Below are 15,956 nucleotides of genomic sequence, written 5' to 3' on the forward strand. Positions count from 1 at the left end.
CGCGGATTATAGCGATGCAGGGGCGGTCTGGCTTGGCTATTCGGGTATACTCCCGCGATATTTTCCGCGCCCAGGACGCGCCACCATGCCCCACGCCCGCCTCCCCCTCGACCTGCTCCTGCTGCCCACCTGGATCGTCCCGGTGGAGCCCGCCGGCGTCGTGCTTTCCCACCACGCCCTCGGGGTGCGCGACGGCCGCATCGCCCTGATCGCCAAGCGCGAGGAAGCCCTGGCCCATCCGGCCCGTGAGGTCATCGAGCTGCCCGGCATGCTGCTGGCCCCCGGCCTGGTGAATGCCCACGGCCACGCCGCCATGTCGCTGTTCCGCGGCATCGCCGACGACCTGCCGCTGATGACCTGGCTGGAGAAGCACATCTGGCCGGCCGAGGCCCGCTGGGTCGACGAGCACTTCGTCCGCGACGGCACCGAGCTGGCCATCGCCGAGCAGATCAAGGGCGGCATCACCTGCTTCTCTGACATGTACTTCTTCCCCTCGGTGGCCAGCGAAGCCATGCACGGCGCCGGCATCAAGGCGCAGATCACCATCCCGGTGCTGGACTTCCCCATCCCCGGCGCCCACGACGCCAGCGAAGCCGTGCGCCGTGGCCTGGAGCTGTTCAGCGACCTCAAGCACCACCCCCGCCTGAAGGTCGCCTTCGGCCCCCACGCCCCCTACACCGTCAGCGACGACAAGCTGGAGAACATCCGGGTGCTGGCCGAGGAACTGGATGCCGGCATCCACATGCACGTGCAGGAAACCGCCTTCGAGGTGCAGCAGAGCCTCGAGCAGCGCGGCGAGCGCCCCATGGCCCGCCTGGCCCGCCTCGGCCTGCTCGGCCCGCGCTTCCAGGCCGTGCACATGACCCAGATCAGCGATGACGACCTGGCCCTGCTGGTAGAAAGCAACACCAGCGTCATCCACTGCCCCGAATCCAACCTCAAGCTGGCCAGCGGTTTCTGCCCGGTGGAGCGGCTCTGGCTCGCGGGCGTCAACGTCGCCATCGGCACCGACGGCGCCGCCAGCAACAATGACCTCGACCTCCTGGGGGAAACCCGCACCGCCGCCCTGCTCGCCAAGGCTGTCGCCGGCTCCGCCACCGCCCTGGACGCCCACCGCGCCCTGCGCATGGCCACCCTCAACGGCGCCCGCGCGCTGGGCATGGAAGCGGACACAGGCTCCCTGGAACTGGGCAAGGCCGCCGACATGATCGCCGTCGACCTCAGCGGGCTGGCCCAGCAGCCGGTCTACGACCCGGTATCGCAACTTATCTATGCCACCGGGCGCGATCGCGTCCGGTACCTGTGGGTGGACGGCAAGCCGCTGCTGGAAGACGGCCGCCTCGCCCGCCAGGACGAAGACCGCCTGATCGCCACCGCCCGCCAATGGGGCCAGCGCATCGCCGGTCACTGAATTACGTTTGATAAAGGTGTTCACCATGAGCAACGTCGATCACGCCGAAATCGCCAAGTTCGAAGCCCTCGCCCACCGCTGGTGGGACCGCGAAAGCGAGTTCAAGCCCCTGCACGACATCAACCCCCTGCGGGTCAACTGGATCGACGAGCGCGTCCACCTCGCCGGCAAGCGCGTGCTGGACGTCGGCTGCGGCGGCGGCATCCTCAGCGAAGCCATGGCCCAGCGTGGCGCCACCGTCACCGGTATCGACATGGGCGAAGCGCCTCTGGCGGTGGCCCAACTACACCAACTGGAATCCGGCGTCCCGGTGGAATACCGCCGTATCACCGCCGAGGAGCTGGCAGCCGAGATGCCCGGCCAGTTCGACGTCGTCACCTGCCTGGAGATGCTCGAGCACGTGCCGGACCCGGCTTCGGTGATCCGCGCCTGCCACACCCTGGTCAAGCCCGGCGGCCAGGTGTTCTTCTCCACCATCAACCGCAACCCCAAGGCGTACCTGTTCGCCATCGTCGGCGCGGAATACATCATGAAGCTGCTGCCGCGCGGCACCCATGACTTCAAGAAGTTCATCCGCCCGTCCGAGCTGGGCGCCTGGAGCCGTGCCGCCGGCCTGGCCGTGAAGGACATCATCGGCCTGACCTACAACCCGCTCACCAAGCACTACAAGCTGGCCAACGACGTCGACGTCAACTACATGGTCCAGACCCTGCGCGAGGAGTGACGACCATGCGACTGCGAGCGGTTCTCTTCGACATGGACGGCACCCTCCTCGACTCGGCGCCGGACTTCATCGCCATCTGCCAGGCCATGCGCACCGAGCGCGGCCTGCCGCCACAGGACGAGAAATCGATCCGTGACGTGGTCTCCGGCGGCGCCCGCGCCATGGTTGCCGCCACCTTCGAAATGAACCCCGAAGCCCCGGGCTTCGAAGCCCTGCGCCTGGAGTTCCTCGAGCGCTACCAGCAACACTGCGCCGTGCTCACCCGTCCGTTCGACGGCATCGAGCCGCTGCTGGCCGACATCGAGGCCGCCAAGCTCATCTGGGGCGTGGTGACCAACAAGCCGGTGCGCTTCGCCGAACCGATCATGCAGCAGCTTGGCCTGGCCCAGCGCTCGGCCGTGCTCATCTGCCCGGACCACGTCACCAACAGCAAGCCCGACCCGGAGATGCTCCACCTCGCCTGCAGCCAGCTGGGGCTGGAGCCGGCCAGCGTGCTGTTCATCGGCGACGACCTGCGCGACATCGAATCCGGTCGCGCCGCCGGGACGCGCACCGCCGCCGTGACCTACGGCTACATCCACCCCGACGACAACCCCCATCACTGGGGAGCCGACGTGGTGGTCGACCATCCGCTCGAGCTGCGCGCCGTTCTCGACCGCGCGCTCTGCAGCTGCTGACCGGCTGGGGCCTGCCACGCAGCGCCCCCATGTACCGCCTACCCATTGCCTGAAGCGAGCCTCCACAGCGCTTCGAAGGAGTTCCCGATGTTCCAGTATTCCGCCCGCCCCGACCTGCTGAAGGACCGCGTCATCCTCGTGACCGGCGCCGGACGCGGCATCGGAGCCGCCGCCGCCAAGACCTTCGCCGCCCATGGCGCCACCGTCCTGCTGCTGGGCAAGACCGAATCCCACCTCAACGAGGTGTATGACGCCATCGAAGCCGCCGGCCACCCGCAGCCGGGCGTCATCCCCTTCAACCTGGAGACTGCCCAGCCGCACCAGTTCGACGAACTGGCCGCCCTGGTGGAGCGTGAATTCGGCCGCCTCGACGGGCTGCTGCACAACGCTTCCATCCTCGGCCCGCGCACGCCCATCGAGCAGCTGTCCGGCGAGAACTTCATGCGCGTCATGCAGGTGAACGTCAACGCCATGTTCATGCTCACCAGCACCCTCCTGCCCGTGCTCAAGCTATCCAGCGACGCCTCGGTGGTCTTCACCTCCAGCAGCGTGGGGCGCAAGGGTCGCGCCTACTGGGGCGCCTACGCCGTCTCCAAGTTCGCTACCGAGGGCCTGATGCAGGTCCTGGCCGACGAGCTGGACGGCATCGCCAACGTCCGCGCCAACAGCGTCAACCCGGGTGCCACCCGCACCAGCATGCGCGCCCTCGCCTACCCCGGCGAGAACCCCGCCAAGAACCCGGAACCCGAGGCCATCATGCCGGTCTACCTCTACCTCATGGGGGCGGACAGCACCGGCATCAACGGCCAGGCATTCGACGCACAGTAAGACCTTCCGGCGGCGGCCGCCCGGCCGCCGCCATCGCCCTGCCATTAAACCGGCGCGCCCCTCCGCAACAGGCATCAAATTGCCATCTCGCCCGTCAGACAACCGGCAACGCCTTGCCACCCCGCCGCCCCAGAAACGCATAAGCGACTGATAGAAAAGGGGTTTACCGGGGAATGTGAAACCTGGCACGGAAATAGCCTTAGGTCGGATGTCGTCGCTCGAAGCGTCAGAGGTTTCGCCAAATGGCTCCCCACACGCCCACCAACACCATTGATTTCGATGCCGCCAAGCTCCAGCGCCTGGGCTACAACACGCCCACTCCGCTGCAGCCGCCGCGCCAGGTCACCCTGCTGGAGCTGCGCCGCCAGCTGACCCTGCAACTGCAGACCAGCCTGGAAGTGGACCGCATCCTCGGCAGCTTCTTCCGCGAGGTGCAGCGCCTGGTACCGCTGGACGCGCTGGCCTACGCACACCAGGGCAGCGACCTGCGCCTGGAGTTCGGCGAGCGCGCCGCCCACTCCGCCGGCTATCGCCTGACCCACGAGGGCGAGTACCTGGGCGAGCTGGTGTTCCGCCGCCGCCAGCGCTTCGAAGAGACCGAACTGGCGCAGCTCGAATCCCTGCTGGCCTGCCTGCTGTTCCCGCTACGCAACGCGCTGCTGTACCGCACCGCCGTGCAATCCGCCCTGCGCGACCCGCTGACCGAGACCGGCAACCGCATCGCCATGGACCAGGCCCTGCAGCGCGAGGTCGACCTGTCGCGCCGCAACCAGCAGCCACTGTCGGTGCTGATGCTGGACATCGACCACTTCAAGCGCATCAACGACCAGTACGGCCACGGCACCGGCGACGAAGTGCTCAAGGCCGTGGCCACCACCCTGAAAGGCCGCCTGCGCAACGTCGACATGGTGTTCCGCTACGGCGGCGAAGAATTCCTCATCCTCCTCTCCAACACCTGCCGCGAGGCCGCTGCCATGGTGGGCGAGCGCCTGCGCCTGAGCGTGATGGAGATCCAGCACCTGGTGGCCGGCCAGCCGATCGAGCTGTCCGTCAGCCTGGGCTGCGCTACGCTGCTGCCGGCCGAGTCGGTGCAGAGCCTGCTGCGCCGCGCCGACAACGCCCTCTATGTCGCCAAGCGCGACGGACGCAACCGCCTGTCCATGGCGGGCTGATCCAGGCGACGGACATGAAAAAGGGGCTCATCGAGCCCCTTTTTCATTGCCTGTAACCCGGCCTCAGCGCTTGCGACCGAAGCCCGGGCGCTGGCCTTCGCCGGCCGGCGGATTGCTGCGGCGGCTCACCGGACGCTGCGGCTTGGGCTTGCGCTGCGGGCGCTCGGCCACTTCCACGGCATCACCCTGGGGGCGGGCCGGGCGCTGCGGCTTGCGACCGGAGTCCTTCGGACGCTCGGCGATCGGCGTACCACGCGGCTCACCACGCCCAGCCGGACGGGGCGCACGGGCCGGACGCTCAGCCCCTTCACCGCGCGGACGGCTCGGGCGCTCGGCCTTCTCGCCACGCGGGGCGCGTACCGGACGCTCATCACCCTCACCACGGGCCGGACGCGGCGAACGCACCGGGCGCTCCGCACCTTCGCCACGGGGACGGCTCGGACGCTCGGCTTTCTCGCCACGGGGCGCACGAGCCGGACGCTCGTCACCCTCGCTGCGGGCAGGACGCGAGCGCGGTGCCACAGGCTTGGCGGACTTGCGCTGCATGCGCTCCAGCTTCTCGCGGGACTTGGCCTTCATGGCCGGCAGAGCCACCGGGCGCAGGCCGACTTCCTCGCTGAGGATGTCCACTTCCTGCTGGCCCATCTCGCGCCAGCGTCCCATGGTCAGGTCGGAGGTGATGAACACCGGGCCGAAGCGCACACGCTTCAGACGGCTCACCACCAGGCCCTGGGACTCCCACAGGCGACGCACTTCGCGGTTGCGGCCTTCCATCACCACGCAGTGGTACCAGTGGTTGAAGCCTTCACCGCCCGGAGCTTCCTGGATGTCGGTGAACTTGGCCGGGCCGTCTTCCAGCATCACGCCGTTCTTCAGGTTCTCCAGCATCTCCTCGGTGACCTCACCGCGCACACGCACGGCGTACTCGCGGTCCATCTCGTAGGAGGGGTGCATCAGCCGGTTCGCCAGTTCACCGTCGGTGGTGAACAGCAGCAGGCCGGTGGTGTTGATGTCCAGGCGGCCGACGTTGATCCAGCGGCCGGAACGCAGGCGGGGCAGGCGCTCGAAAACGGTGGGACGGCCTTCGGGGTCGTCGCGGGTGCAGACTTCGCCTTCGGGCTTGTTGTAGATCAGCACGCGGCGGACGCTCTCGGCCTCTTCCTCGCGCTTGAGCAGGCGGCCGTCGACGCTGATGGCGTCATGGCTGTCGACCCGCTGGCCGAGGGTGGCAGCAGCGCCGTTGACCTTGACGCGGCCTTCGGTGATCCAGGCCTCGATGTCGCGGCGCGAGGCCAGCCCCATGCGGGCCAGGACCTTCTGCAGCTTTTCCCCTGCGGGGCTGTAATCGTCTTCGTTCATCTGGGCACCTCCCGGTGTATCGCTCGAAAAAGGTCGCGCATCATACGCGGCGGTAATCACTGAGGCTAGCCAGACCTGGCCGGGCCGTCAGCCTTTGCGCCGGCCGGTCGCCTGCAGCGCCAGCAAGCGCAGGTCGGCTTCGGCCAGCACCACCAGACGCTCGCCCTTGTCCAGCTTCTTCCAGGCCTTGATCTCTCGGCGGGTGCGGCCGCAGCCCCGGCAGACATCGTCGGAAAACTGGCAGACGCCGATGCAGGGGTCCTTCATCAGGTCACCTCAGTGCAGGGTCTCGCCTTCGTCGGCGAGCGGGGTGTCCTCATCCTCCGCCTCATCGACCGGGGCGGGCTCGTCGTCAGGCGGCAGGAGGTCGTCGAAGTCGGTCTTGAGCCCCTCCTCCATGGTGTCCAGCTCGGCCAGCAGGCTGCGGAAGCTGACCTCCTCGCGGGGCTCGCCGGCAGGCTCCTCGCCCAGTGCCGCGTCCGCGCGGGCCTGCAGGTCGGCCGGCACCGGCGCGTCGTCATCCAGGGCCAGCTCGGGCTCCGGCTCCAGTTCGCGCAAGGCAGCCAGGGGCGGCAGTTCGTCAAGGTTGCGCAGGTTGAAGTGGTCGAGGAAGGCCTTGGTGGTGGCGAACATCGCCGGCTTGCCCGGCACGTCGCGGTAGCCCACGACGCGGATCCACTCCCGCTCCATCAACGTCTTGACGATCTGGCTGTTCACCGTGACGCCACGGATGTCCTCGATCTCCCCCCGGGTGATGGGTTGCCGGTAGGCGATCAGCGCCAGGGTCTCCAGCAATGCGCGGGAATAGCGCTGCGGCCGCTCCTCCCAGAGGCGTCCGACCCAGGGGGCGAAGCGCTCGCGCACCTGGAGGCGGTAGCCCGAGGCCACCTCCTTCAGTTCGAATGCGCGGCCATTGCAGGACTTGGCCAGCACGGCGAGGGCGTCGCGGATCTTCGACAGCTCCGGGCGCTCGGCTTCCTCGAACAGCTCAGCGATCCGCTCCAGCGACAGGGGCTTGCCCGCGGCCAGCAGAAAGGCTTCGAGCAGGGAAGCCAGCTCCTTGGTGTCGTTGAGGTTCATCGGTCACTCGGCTCGGGCACGGACATGGATGGGTGCGAAGGGCTCATTCTGCACCAGTTCAACCAGTTGTTCCTTGATCAGTTCGAGCACGGCCATGAAGGTGACCACCACCCCCAGGCGCCCCTCTTCCGGTGCGAACAGCTGGACGAAGGGCACGAAGCCGCCGCCCTTGAGGCGCTCCAGCACCTCGCTCATGCGCTCGCGGGTGGACAGCGCCTCGCGGGTGACCTGGTGGCTTTCGAACATGTCGGCCCGGCGCAGCACCTCGGCCATGGAGAGCAGCACTTCCTCCAGGCTCACATCGGGCAGCAGCTTGCGGGCCCGCGCCTCGGGCGCATCCACGCGCGGCACGATGAGGTCGCGCCCCACCCGGGGCAGGGTGTCCAGGCCTTCGGCAGCCTGCTTGAAGCGCTCGTACTCCTGCAGGCGGCGGATCAGCTCGGCGCGGGGGTCTTCCTCTTCCTCCTCGCTCTCGCCGGAACGCGGCAACAGCATGCGCGACTTGATCTCGGCCAGCATCGCGGCCATCACCAGGTACTCGGCCGCCAGCTCCAGGCGCACCGACTTCATCAGCTCGACGTAGCCCATGTACTGGCGGGTGATCTCCGCCACGGGGATGTCGAGGATGTCGATGTTCTGCTTGCGGATGAGGTAGAGCAGCAGGTCCAGCGGGCCCTCGAAGGCTTCGAGGAACACTTCCAGGGCATCCGGCGGGATATAGAGGTCGACGGGAAGCTCAGTGACCGCCTGGCCATACACCAGCGCGAACGGCAGCTCCTGCTGGGCGCCGGCCTGAGGGTCGACGCCCGTCGGCTCGCCGCTCACGCGCCGGCGTCCGCCAGGAACGGAGTGGGGTCGCCACAGCCGACGCGGAAGATGCTCGGTTCGCCTTCGGACAGGTCCACCACGGTGGACGCTTCGACACCGCCGTAGCCGCCGTCGATGATCAGGTCCACGTGGTGCTCCAGCATCTGGCGCATCTCGTAGGGGTCGCTCATGGGCTGGGCCTCACCGGGGAGGATGAGCGACGCGCTCATCAGTGGCGCCCCCAGTTCGGCCAGCAATGCCAGGGCGATGGGGTGGTCAGGCACCCGCAGGCCGATGGTGCGGCGTTTCGGGTGCATCAGCATCCTCGGCACCTCGCGGGTGGCGTTGAGGATGAAGGTGTAGGGGCCGGGCGTATGGGCCTTGAGCAAGCGGAACGCCGCCGTGTCGACCTTGGCGAACAGCCCGAGCTCGGAGAGGTCGCGGCAGACCAGGGTGAAGTTGTGCTTGTCGTCCAGTCGGCGCAGGCGACGGATGCGCTCCACCGCCGACTTCTCGCCGATGGCACAGCCGATGGCGTAGGAGGAGTCGGTCGGGTAGACGATCACGCCGCCGCCCCGGACGATCTCCACCGCCTGCTTGATCAGGCGGACCTGCGGATTTTCCGGGTGGACCTGGAAGAACTGGCTCACGTTGGCTCCCTGTTCAATGTGCCGTGCTGAGGCTGCCGAGGCTGGGTGCATGGTCAAAACGTGCCGCGAGGGGCGGCAGGTCCTCTGGAATCGGTCGGTACATGCCCAGCTCCGACCAGTCGCCTGGGGCATGGAAGTCGCTGCCGGCGGAAACCAGCAGCCCGAACTCGCGGGCCAGGATGGTCAGCGTCCCCACCTGATCCGCCGGTTGCATGCCGTTGACCACTTCGATGGCGTGGCCGCCGGCACCGATGAAATCCGCAACCAGCTTGCGTCGCTTGGTTCTAGTGAAGTCGTAGTGGTAGGGATGCGCCAGGCTGATCCACGCCCCGGCAGCCCGCAGGGTCGAAACCGCGTCCGCCAGGCTCGGCCAGTGCTGCTTCACATCGCCGAGTTTGCCGGCCCCCAGCCACTTGCGAAACGCTTCGGCACGGTCGCGGACATGCCCGGCGCGCACCAGGAACTCGGCGAAGTGCGGACGGGCCGGCGCATTGCCGCTGTCGCCCAGCTCGCGCTGGATGGCCCGAGCCCCCTCCAGGGCGCCCGGCATGCCCTTGGCTGCCAGCCGCCGGTCGATCTCCTCGGCGCGGGCCCAGCGCCCGTGGTGCAGGTCCGCGATGGCGGCGGCAAGCGCTGGCGCATCGTCGCGGAAGCCATAGCCAAGCACATGGATGGTCGCCCCACCCCAGGTGCAGGACAGCTCCACGCCGTTGATCAGCTGCATGTCCAGACGAGCGGCGGCCGCGCGAGCCTCCGGCAGCCCTTCGAGGGTGTCGTGATCGGTCAGCGCCAGCACCCGGACACCCCGTTCGTGGGCGCGCGCCACCAGCGCGGCGGGCGCCAGGGCGCCGTCGGAGGCTGTGCTGTGGCAGTGCAGATCGATGTGCATGAGGCGCGCTTTCGCTGGAGAAATGGTTTGTTATTATGCCGCCACATCCCGCTTCTGGCTGCCGCCGTGAAACAATTCATCGACTTCATCCCCCTCGTTCTCTTCTTCATCGTCTACAAGCTCGAACCCCGCGCCATCGAACTCGCCGGCCACAGCGTCATGCTGGGCGGCATCTTCAGTGCCACCGCCGTGCTCATCGCCACTTCCGTGGTCGTCTACGGCGCGCTGTTCATCAGCCAGCGCCGCCTGGAGAAAGGCCAGTGGCTGACCCTGGTGGCCTGCCTGGTGTTCGGCGGCCTGACCCTGGCCTTCCACAGCGAGACCTTCCTCAAGTGGAAGGCACCGGTGGTCAACTGGCTGTTCGCCCTGGGCTTCGCTGCCAGCCACTTCATCGGCGACCGCCCGCTGATCCAGCGGATCATGGGCCATGCCGTGAGCCTGCCGCAGCCGATCTGGGTGCGCCTGAACCTGGCCTGGATCGTGTTCTTCCTGGTCTGTGGCTTCGCCAACCTGTTCGTGGCCTTCACCTTCCAGTCCATCTGGGTGGACTTCAAGGTCTTCGGCAGCCTGGGCATGACGCTATTGTTCCTGGTGGGCCAGGGCATCTTCCTGGCTCGCCACATGCATGATTCCGAACCGGACAAACCGCAAGAATAAGGACTCCCATGCTCTACGCGATCATTTCCACCGACGTTGCCGACTCCCTGGAGAAGCGCATGGCTTCCCGCCCCGCCCACCTCGCCCGCCTGGAGCAGCTCAAGGCGGAAGGCCGCCTGGTGCTGGCCGGCCCCCACCCGGCGGTGGACAGCAACGACCCGGGCAGCGCCGGCTTCACCGGCAGCCTGGTGGTCGCCGAGTTCGAATCCCTGAGCGCCGCCCAGACCTGGGCCGAGGCCGATCCCTTCCGCCTCGCCGGCGTCTATGGCCAGGTGGTGGTCAAGCCGTTCAAGCAGGTATTCCCCTGATCGCGGCGTTGCCGCCAGCCCCAAGGAATCCGCTCATGCGCCAGGTTCCGCTGCCCCTGCTGTTCGCCTTCGCCCTGTCCGCCGCCCTGGCCCATGCCGAAGAGCCTGTGCCCTCCGCTCCACCGCTTGCTCCGGCGGTAGAGCCGGCGCCCGTGGTGAACCCGCTGGCGGCGGAGCTTGCCCAACTGACCCAGCGACTGGCCGAAAGCGAGCGGCAGCGGGAGGCCCTGGCCGCCCAGTTGGCCGACCGTGGCAACGCCAGCGAACAGGACGGCGCCCAACTGACCCGCCTGCGCCAGGAAAACCAGCGCCTCAAGCTGCAGCTGCGTGAAGCCCAGGCCAACCGCAACCCGCCCCTCGTCAGCGAGGAACAGATGTGGTTCGCCGTGGGCGGCGGTGCCTGCCTGTTTTCCTTGCTCGCCGGCGTCCTGCTGCGTGGCGGCCGCCGCCAGCCGCGCCAATGGATCAATTGAAGACGACCCCCGCGACATGAGCGAACTGCTGCTTATCGATGATGACCAGGAGCTCTGCGAGCTGCTGATCAGCTGGCTCTCCCAGGAAGGCTTCAGCGCCCGGGCGTGCCACGACGGCATCTCCGCACGCGCCGCGCTGGCAGGCCACACCCCCGCCGCCGTGGTGCTGGACGTGATGCTGCCCGACGGCAGCGGGCTGGAGCTGCTCAAGCAATTGCGCAACGACCACCCCGAGCTGCCCGTGGTGATGCTGTCGGCCCGGGGCGAACCCCTGGACCGCATCCTCGGCCTGGAGCTGGGCGCCGACGACTACCTGGCCAAGCCCTGCGACCCCCGCGAGCTGACCGCCCGCCTGCGCGCCGTGCTGCGGCGCAGCCAGGGGCCCTCGCAGTCCAGCCAGCTGGAGCTGGGCGACCTGTGCTACAGCCCGATTCGCGGTGTGGTCAGCGTGGGCGGGCACGAGGTCAGCCTCACCCTCTCCGAAGGCCGTCTGCTGGAAGCCCTGCTGCGCCAGCCTGGCGAACCCCTGGACAAGCAGGAGCTGGCGCAACTGGCCCTGGGCCGCAAGCTGACCCTGTACGACCGCAGCCTGGACATGCACGTCAGCAACCTGCGCAAGAAGCTCGGCCCCCACGCCGACGGCCGCCCGCGCATCGTCGCCCTGCGCAGCCGGGGCTACTACTACGCCGTCTGACCTGCGCACCGCCTGCACGATCCTTTACCGAAGCTTTACCCAGGGCTGACCGCCCTTGACCTTGCGCTCCCTAGACTGGGCTCATCCGGCAACCGGCCGGTTCAAGAGACAAGGAGACAGACCATGCGCAAGACTATCGCCGCCCTGCTGTTCGCAGCCGCCCTGCCCACCGTCGCCATGGCCATGCCCGAAGGCGGCCCGCGTGGCGAGCCGGGCTTCGGCGGCCCTGGTGGCCACGGTGGCCCGCACCTGTTCAAGGAGCTGGACCTGACCCGCGAGCAGCGCCAGAAGGTCGGCAAGCTGATGGGCGAAAGCATGAAGGCCCGCCAGGACATCACCCGCAAGTACCTGGACAAGCTGCCCGAGGCGGAACGCAAGGCCATGGAGGCCGAGATCAAGGCCAGCGAAGACAAGAACCGCGCCGACATCCGCGCCCTGCTGACCCCGGAGCAGCAGAAGGACTTCGACGCCGAAGTGAAGAAGATGGACGAACGCCGCGCCGAGCGCGCCGAATTCGAGGCCTGGAAAGCCCAGCGCGCCCAGAAGGCCCAGTAACCGACCTGAACCGGTCATCGAACCCACCCGGCTTCCACCGGGTGGGTTTCGTCGTTGAAAGGAGCACCCCGTGCGTTCACTGTTCTGGCGCATCCTCGGCGCCTTCTGGCTGGCCCTGGCCCTGGTCGCCGGCCTCTCCCTGCTGCTCGGTCGCGCGCTGAACCAGGACGCCTGGATCCTCAGCCGCCACCCGGCCCTGCAGGGCCTGGCGGAGAGCCTGGTGCAGCGCTACGAGGTCAACGGCCGTGGCGAGGCCCAGCGCTTCCTCGAACAGTTCAAGCGCCGCGCTCGCATCGACGTGCAGATCCTCAACGACAACGGCCAGCCCGTGGTGCGCGGCACCTTCCCGCCCCGCGCCGCCGCGTTCGAAGCGCGCCAGCACGACGGCCACCTGCCGTGGCGACGCATCACCGAGGAATACACCAGCCCCCGCAGTGGCGAGAACTTCCTGCTGATCTACCGCATCCCCTTCCCGGAACTGGAGGCCTGGCACCGTGGCAGCCTGCTCTGGCCCCTCAGCGCCCTGGGCATCGCCCTAGTGGTGCTGACGCTGTTCAGCCTGATGCTGACCCTCTCCATTACCCGCCCCCTTGGCCGCCTGCGCAGCGCCGTGCACGACCTGGGGCAGACCGCCTACCAGCAGGACAGCCTGGCCCGGCTGGCTCGGCGGCGGGACGAACTGGGCGTGCTGGCCGGTGACTTCAACCGCATGGGCCAGCGCCTCCAGGGGCTCATCGGCAGCCAGCGGCAGCTGCTGCGCGATGTTTCCCACGAACTGCGCTCGCCCCTGGCCCGCCTGCGGGTGGCCCTGGCCCTGGCCGAGCGGGCGCCGTCGGCGGAGCGTGAAGGGCTCTGGCCACGGCTGGCCCAGGAATGCGACCGGCTGGAGGCGCTGATCAGCGAGATCCTCGCCCTTGCCCGCCTCGACGCCGAGCCGGGCGCACGCCACCCCATCGTCCTGCGGCCGATACTGGAAAAGCTCAGGGAAGACGCCCGGCTGCTGGCGCCCGAGCAGGAGGTGCGCATCCGCTGCGAAGGCGAACCGCACCTGCAGGGCTGGCCGGACATGCTGGAACGTGCGCTGGACAACCTGCTGCGCAACGCGCTGCGCTTCAGCCCGGCCGGGCAACCGGTGGACATCGAGGTGAAGGCATTACCGCAGCACGTGACGATCAGCGTGCGCGACCACGGCCCCGGGGTCGCCGCCGATCACCTGGCCCAACTGGGCGAGCCCTTCTTCCGTGCGCCGAACCAGAGTGGCGCCGGGCATGGCCTGGGCCTGGCCATCGCCCGTCGCGCCGTGGAGCGCCACGGCGGCAGCCTGACCCTGGCCAATCACCCACAGGGCGGCTTCATCGCCACCCTGTCGCTGCCGACCGCCTGATCGGCTGCCACGTTTTCAACGGGCCGCTGATCAGCCCCAGGTGCTGACGAAGTCCGCCGGCGCCAGCTCCGGCGCAGCGCGGCGCTCGCCCTCGACGCTGCCGAGGTAGAGGAAGCCGACCACCTGTTCGTTGTCCGCCAGGCCCAGCCCCTGGGCCACGGTGCGGTCGTAGGCCATGTCGCCGGTACGCCAGATGGCGCCCAGGCCCTGCGCATGGGCCGCCAGCAGGATGCCGTGGGCCGCACAGCCGGCCGACAGCAGCTGCTCCGACTCGGGCACCTTGTGGCCGGCCTGCAGGCGCGCCACCACCACCACCAGCAAAGGCGCACGCAGCGGCATGCCCCGGGCCTTGGTCAGCGCCGCCTCGGGGGCCGCCGGGTCCTTGGCCAGCACGGCAGAGGCGAACAGCTCGCCGAGCTTCTCGCGGGCGCCGCCCTCGATGGTGAGGAAGCGCCAGGGGCGCAGGTAGCCATGGTCCGGCGAACGCAGGGCCGCTCGGAACAGGTAGTCACGCTGGGCCGCATCCGGTGCGGGCTCCTGCAGCCGGGCCAGGGATACACGGTTGAGCAGAGCGTCGAGAGCCTCCATCGGCCACCTCCTGATTTCGGGAAGCGGCATTCTAGCCGATAACCCCGGCCACCCAAGGGCAGCGCGTGAACGCACCGGCGCCCTGTGAACGCCACTGGTGCGGAGCGTTTCACAGCGGTGAAGCAGCCCAGTAGAATGCCGCGCTCCCGTTCTCGCCCGGATCCCCCATGGCCCTGTCCACGCTGCGCACCATCGGCTTCATCATCGGCCTGTTCCTCATCACGCTGGCCGTGAGCATGGTGGTGCCGATGCTGGCCGTGCTGGCGTTCGACCGGACCGATGACATCGGCGCATTCAGCTGGTCGAGCCTGATCACCTTCATCGTCGGCCTGGCCCTGGTGGCACCGGGGCGCCCGGAACACCTGCACATGCGCCCGCGGGACATGTACATGCTCACCACCGCCAGCTGGGTGGTGGTGTGCATCTTCGCCGCGCTGCCGATGGTGCTGATCCAGCACATCAGCTACACCGACGCCTTCTTCGAGACCATGTCGGGCATCACCACCACCGGCTCCACCGTCATCACCGGGCTCGACCATGCCTCGCCGGGCCTGCTGCTGTGGCGTTCGATGCTGCACTGGCTGGGCGGCATCGGCTTCATCGGCATGGCGGTGGCGATCCTGCCGCTGCTGCGCATCGGCGGCATGCGCCTGTTCCAGACCGAGTCCTCGGACTGGGGCGAGAAGGTCATGCCGCGTTCGCACATGGTGGCCAAGTACATCCTGCTGGTGTACGTCGCCCTCACCCTGCTCGGCACCCTGGCCTTCTGGCTCGCCGGCATGACCCCCTTCGAGGCGGTCAACCACGCCATGTCGCTGATCTCCACCGGCGGCTTCTCCACCTCGGACAATTCCATCGCCAACTGGAAGCAGCCGGCCGTGCACTGGGTCGCGGTGGTGGTGATGATGGCCGGCAGCCTGCCCTTCACCCTCTACGTCGCCACCCTGCGGGGCCACCGCAAGGCGCTGGTGAAGGACCACCAGGTGCGCGGCTTCGTCGGCTTCCTGGTGGCGAGCTGGCTGTTCTTCGGCACCTGGCTGTGGCTGAACTCGGACTACAGCTGGCCGGACGCCTTCCGCATCGTCGCGGTCAACGTCACCTCGGTGGTCACCACCACCGGCGTCGCCCTGGGCGACTACACGCTGTGGGGCAGCTTCTCGGTGATGCTGTTCTTCTACCTGACCTTCGTCGGCGGCTGCTCGGGCTCCACCGCCGGCGGGCTGAAAATCTTCCGCTTCCAGGTGGCGCTGGTGATGCTGCGCACCAACCTCAAGCAACTGGTGCACCCCCGTGCGGTGATCCGGCAGAAGTACAACGGGCACAACATCGACGAGGAAATCGTCCGCTCGCTGATCACCTTCTCCTTCTTCTTCACCGTCACCATCGGCGTGATCGCCCTCGGCCTGTGCCTGATCGGCGTCGACTGGACCACCGCCCTCACCGGCGCCGCCACTGCCGTGTGCAACGTGGGGCCGGGCCTGGGGCCGATCATCGGCCCGGTGGGCAACTTCTCCACCCTGCCCGACGCGGCCAAATGGCTGCTGACCATCGGCATGCTGCTGGGCCGCCTGGAGATCCTCACCGTGCTGGTGCTGTTCACCCGGGGTTTCTGGAAACACTGAGCACGGATCGACTACACCTGAATCAGGCGCCCGTGGACAGGCTGCGGCACGTCGCTAGAATGGCGCCCTCATTCACCC

19 protein-coding genes are annotated in these 15,956 nt (G+C 68.4%); 12 read left to right on the top strand and 7 right to left on the bottom strand.

All coding sequences use genetic code 11. The annotated features are described in order from the left end of the window. Positions 1 to 85 precede the first annotated feature (85 nt). The 5 genes from SZ55_RS17095 (at position 86) to SZ55_RS17115 (ending at position 4,812) form a co-directional block, all read left to right on the top strand. Positions 86 to 1,411 carry a TRZ/ATZ family hydrolase gene (locus tag SZ55_RS17095; RefSeq protein ID WP_044408738.1) on the top strand — a complete coding sequence of 442 codons (1,326 nt, stop codon included), beginning with the start codon at positions 86 to 88 and terminating at the stop codon, positions 1,409 to 1,411. A 25-nt stretch (positions 1,412 to 1,436) separates the two neighbouring features. Beyond that, positions 1,437 to 2,135, top strand: coding sequence for a bifunctional 2-polyprenyl-6-hydroxyphenol methylase/3-demethylubiquinol 3-O-methyltransferase UbiG (gene ubiG, locus SZ55_RS17100; RefSeq protein ID WP_044408741.1), 699 nt, complete (start codon positions 1,437 to 1,439; stop codon positions 2,133 to 2,135). After that, the gene (mupP, locus tag SZ55_RS17105; RefSeq protein ID WP_164707460.1) at positions 2,132 to 2,812 is read left to right on the top strand and encodes an N-acetylmuramic acid 6-phosphate phosphatase MupP; all 681 of its coding nucleotides are present in this window, start codon (positions 2,132 to 2,134) and stop codon (positions 2,810 to 2,812) included. Before ubiG ends, mupP begins: the two co-directional genes overlap by 4 nt. Positions 2,813 to 2,899: 87 nt before the next feature. Beyond that, complete coding sequence (locus SZ55_RS17110; RefSeq protein ID WP_044408745.1) at positions 2,900 to 3,640, top strand: YciK family oxidoreductase; 741 nt, start codon at positions 2,900 to 2,902, stop codon at positions 3,638 to 3,640. A 242-nt stretch (positions 3,641 to 3,882) separates the two neighbouring features. Next, a complete protein-coding gene (locus tag SZ55_RS17115; RefSeq protein ID WP_044408748.1) occupies positions 3,883 to 4,812 on the top strand; it encodes a GGDEF domain-containing protein in 930 nt (309 codons plus the stop codon). A gap of 63 nt (positions 4,813 to 4,875) precedes the next feature. On the opposite strand, the gene rluB is transcribed toward SZ55_RS17115, so the two are convergent. From rluB to SZ55_RS17145, 6 genes are all read right to left on the bottom strand, one after another. Next, positions 4,876 to 6,171 (bottom strand): 23S rRNA pseudouridine(2605) synthase RluB, encoded by a 1,296-nt coding sequence (rluB, locus tag SZ55_RS17120; protein ID WP_044408751.1) that lies wholly within the window; start codon positions 6,169 to 6,171, stop codon positions 4,876 to 4,878. A gap of 87 nt (positions 6,172 to 6,258) precedes the next feature. Continuing rightward, positions 6,259 to 6,438: a DUF1289 domain-containing protein gene (locus tag SZ55_RS17125; RefSeq protein ID WP_044408754.1), complete on the bottom strand. Its 180-nt coding sequence runs from the start codon at positions 6,436 to 6,438 to the stop codon at positions 6,259 to 6,261. Between the two features lie 9 nt (positions 6,439 to 6,447). After that, positions 6,448 to 7,251 carry an SMC-Scp complex subunit ScpB gene (gene scpB / locus SZ55_RS17130; protein ID WP_044408757.1) on the bottom strand — a complete coding sequence of 268 codons (804 nt, stop codon included), beginning with the start codon at positions 7,249 to 7,251 and terminating at the stop codon, positions 6,448 to 6,450. Positions 7,252 to 7,254: 3 nt separating this feature from the next. Next, positions 7,255 to 7,953 (bottom strand): segregation and condensation protein A, encoded by a 699-nt coding sequence (locus SZ55_RS17135; protein ID WP_160480578.1) that lies wholly within the window; start codon positions 7,951 to 7,953, stop codon positions 7,255 to 7,257. A 119-nt stretch (positions 7,954 to 8,072) separates the two neighbouring features. Continuing rightward, complete coding sequence (locus SZ55_RS17140; RefSeq protein WP_044408763.1) at positions 8,073 to 8,708, bottom strand: L-threonylcarbamoyladenylate synthase; 636 nt, start codon at positions 8,706 to 8,708, stop codon at positions 8,073 to 8,075. Between the two features lie 13 nt (positions 8,709 to 8,721). Further along, complete coding sequence (locus tag SZ55_RS17145; RefSeq protein WP_044408766.1) at positions 8,722 to 9,597, bottom strand: PHP domain-containing protein; 876 nt, start codon at positions 9,595 to 9,597, stop codon at positions 8,722 to 8,724. 66 nt (positions 9,598 to 9,663) lie between these two features. Here SZ55_RS17145 and SZ55_RS17150 point away from each other — a divergent pair, with 66 nt between their 5' ends. The 6 genes from SZ55_RS17150 to SZ55_RS17175 all read left to right on the top strand — a co-directional run bounded on the left by SZ55_RS17150 (position 9,664) and on the right by SZ55_RS17175 (position 13,668). Then, entirely contained in the window at positions 9,664 to 10,254 is a 591-nt protein-coding gene (locus SZ55_RS17150) for a septation protein A (RefSeq protein ID WP_044408769.1), read from the top strand. Positions 10,255 to 10,262: 8 nt separating this feature from the next. Then, positions 10,263 to 10,562, top strand: a complete 300-nt coding sequence (locus SZ55_RS17155) for a YciI family protein (RefSeq protein ID WP_044408772.1) — start codon at positions 10,263 to 10,265, stop codon at positions 10,560 to 10,562. 35 nt (positions 10,563 to 10,597) lie between these two features. Next, positions 10,598 to 11,035 carry a hypothetical protein gene (locus SZ55_RS17160; RefSeq protein ID WP_044408775.1) on the top strand — a complete coding sequence of 146 codons (438 nt, stop codon included), beginning with the start codon at positions 10,598 to 10,600 and terminating at the stop codon, positions 11,033 to 11,035. Positions 11,036 to 11,051: 16 nt separating this feature from the next. Continuing rightward, the gene (locus SZ55_RS17165) at positions 11,052 to 11,729 is read left to right on the top strand and encodes a response regulator transcription factor (RefSeq protein WP_044408778.1); all 678 of its coding nucleotides are present in this window, start codon (positions 11,052 to 11,054) and stop codon (positions 11,727 to 11,729) included. A 123-nt stretch (positions 11,730 to 11,852) separates the two neighbouring features. Continuing rightward, positions 11,853 to 12,284 (top strand): Spy/CpxP family protein refolding chaperone, encoded by a 432-nt coding sequence (locus SZ55_RS17170; RefSeq protein ID WP_044408780.1) that lies wholly within the window; start codon positions 11,853 to 11,855, stop codon positions 12,282 to 12,284. Positions 12,285 to 12,354: 70 nt separating this feature from the next. After that, the gene (locus tag SZ55_RS17175) at positions 12,355 to 13,668 is read left to right on the top strand and encodes a sensor histidine kinase (RefSeq protein ID WP_044408782.1); all 1,314 of its coding nucleotides are present in this window, start codon (positions 12,355 to 12,357) and stop codon (positions 13,666 to 13,668) included. Between the two features lie 30 nt (positions 13,669 to 13,698). Here SZ55_RS17175 and SZ55_RS17180 read toward each other — a convergent pair whose 3' ends face one another. Continuing rightward, positions 13,699 to 14,256 (bottom strand): nitroreductase family protein, encoded by a 558-nt coding sequence (locus SZ55_RS17180; RefSeq protein ID WP_044408785.1) that lies wholly within the window; start codon positions 14,254 to 14,256, stop codon positions 13,699 to 13,701. A gap of 167 nt (positions 14,257 to 14,423) precedes the next feature. Between SZ55_RS17180 and SZ55_RS17185 the strand changes: the two genes are divergently transcribed. Beyond that, positions 14,424 to 15,878: a TrkH family potassium uptake protein gene (locus tag SZ55_RS17185; RefSeq protein ID WP_044408788.1), complete on the top strand. Its 1,455-nt coding sequence runs from the start codon at positions 14,424 to 14,426 to the stop codon at positions 15,876 to 15,878. The last annotated feature ends 78 nt before the right edge of the window (positions 15,879 to 15,956 follow it).

Origin of the sequence: Pseudomonas sp. FeS53a (assembly GCF_000931385.1) — a bacterium.
GTDB classification, from domain to species: Bacteria; Pseudomonadota; Gammaproteobacteria; order Pseudomonadales; family Pseudomonadaceae; genus Metapseudomonas; species Metapseudomonas otitidis.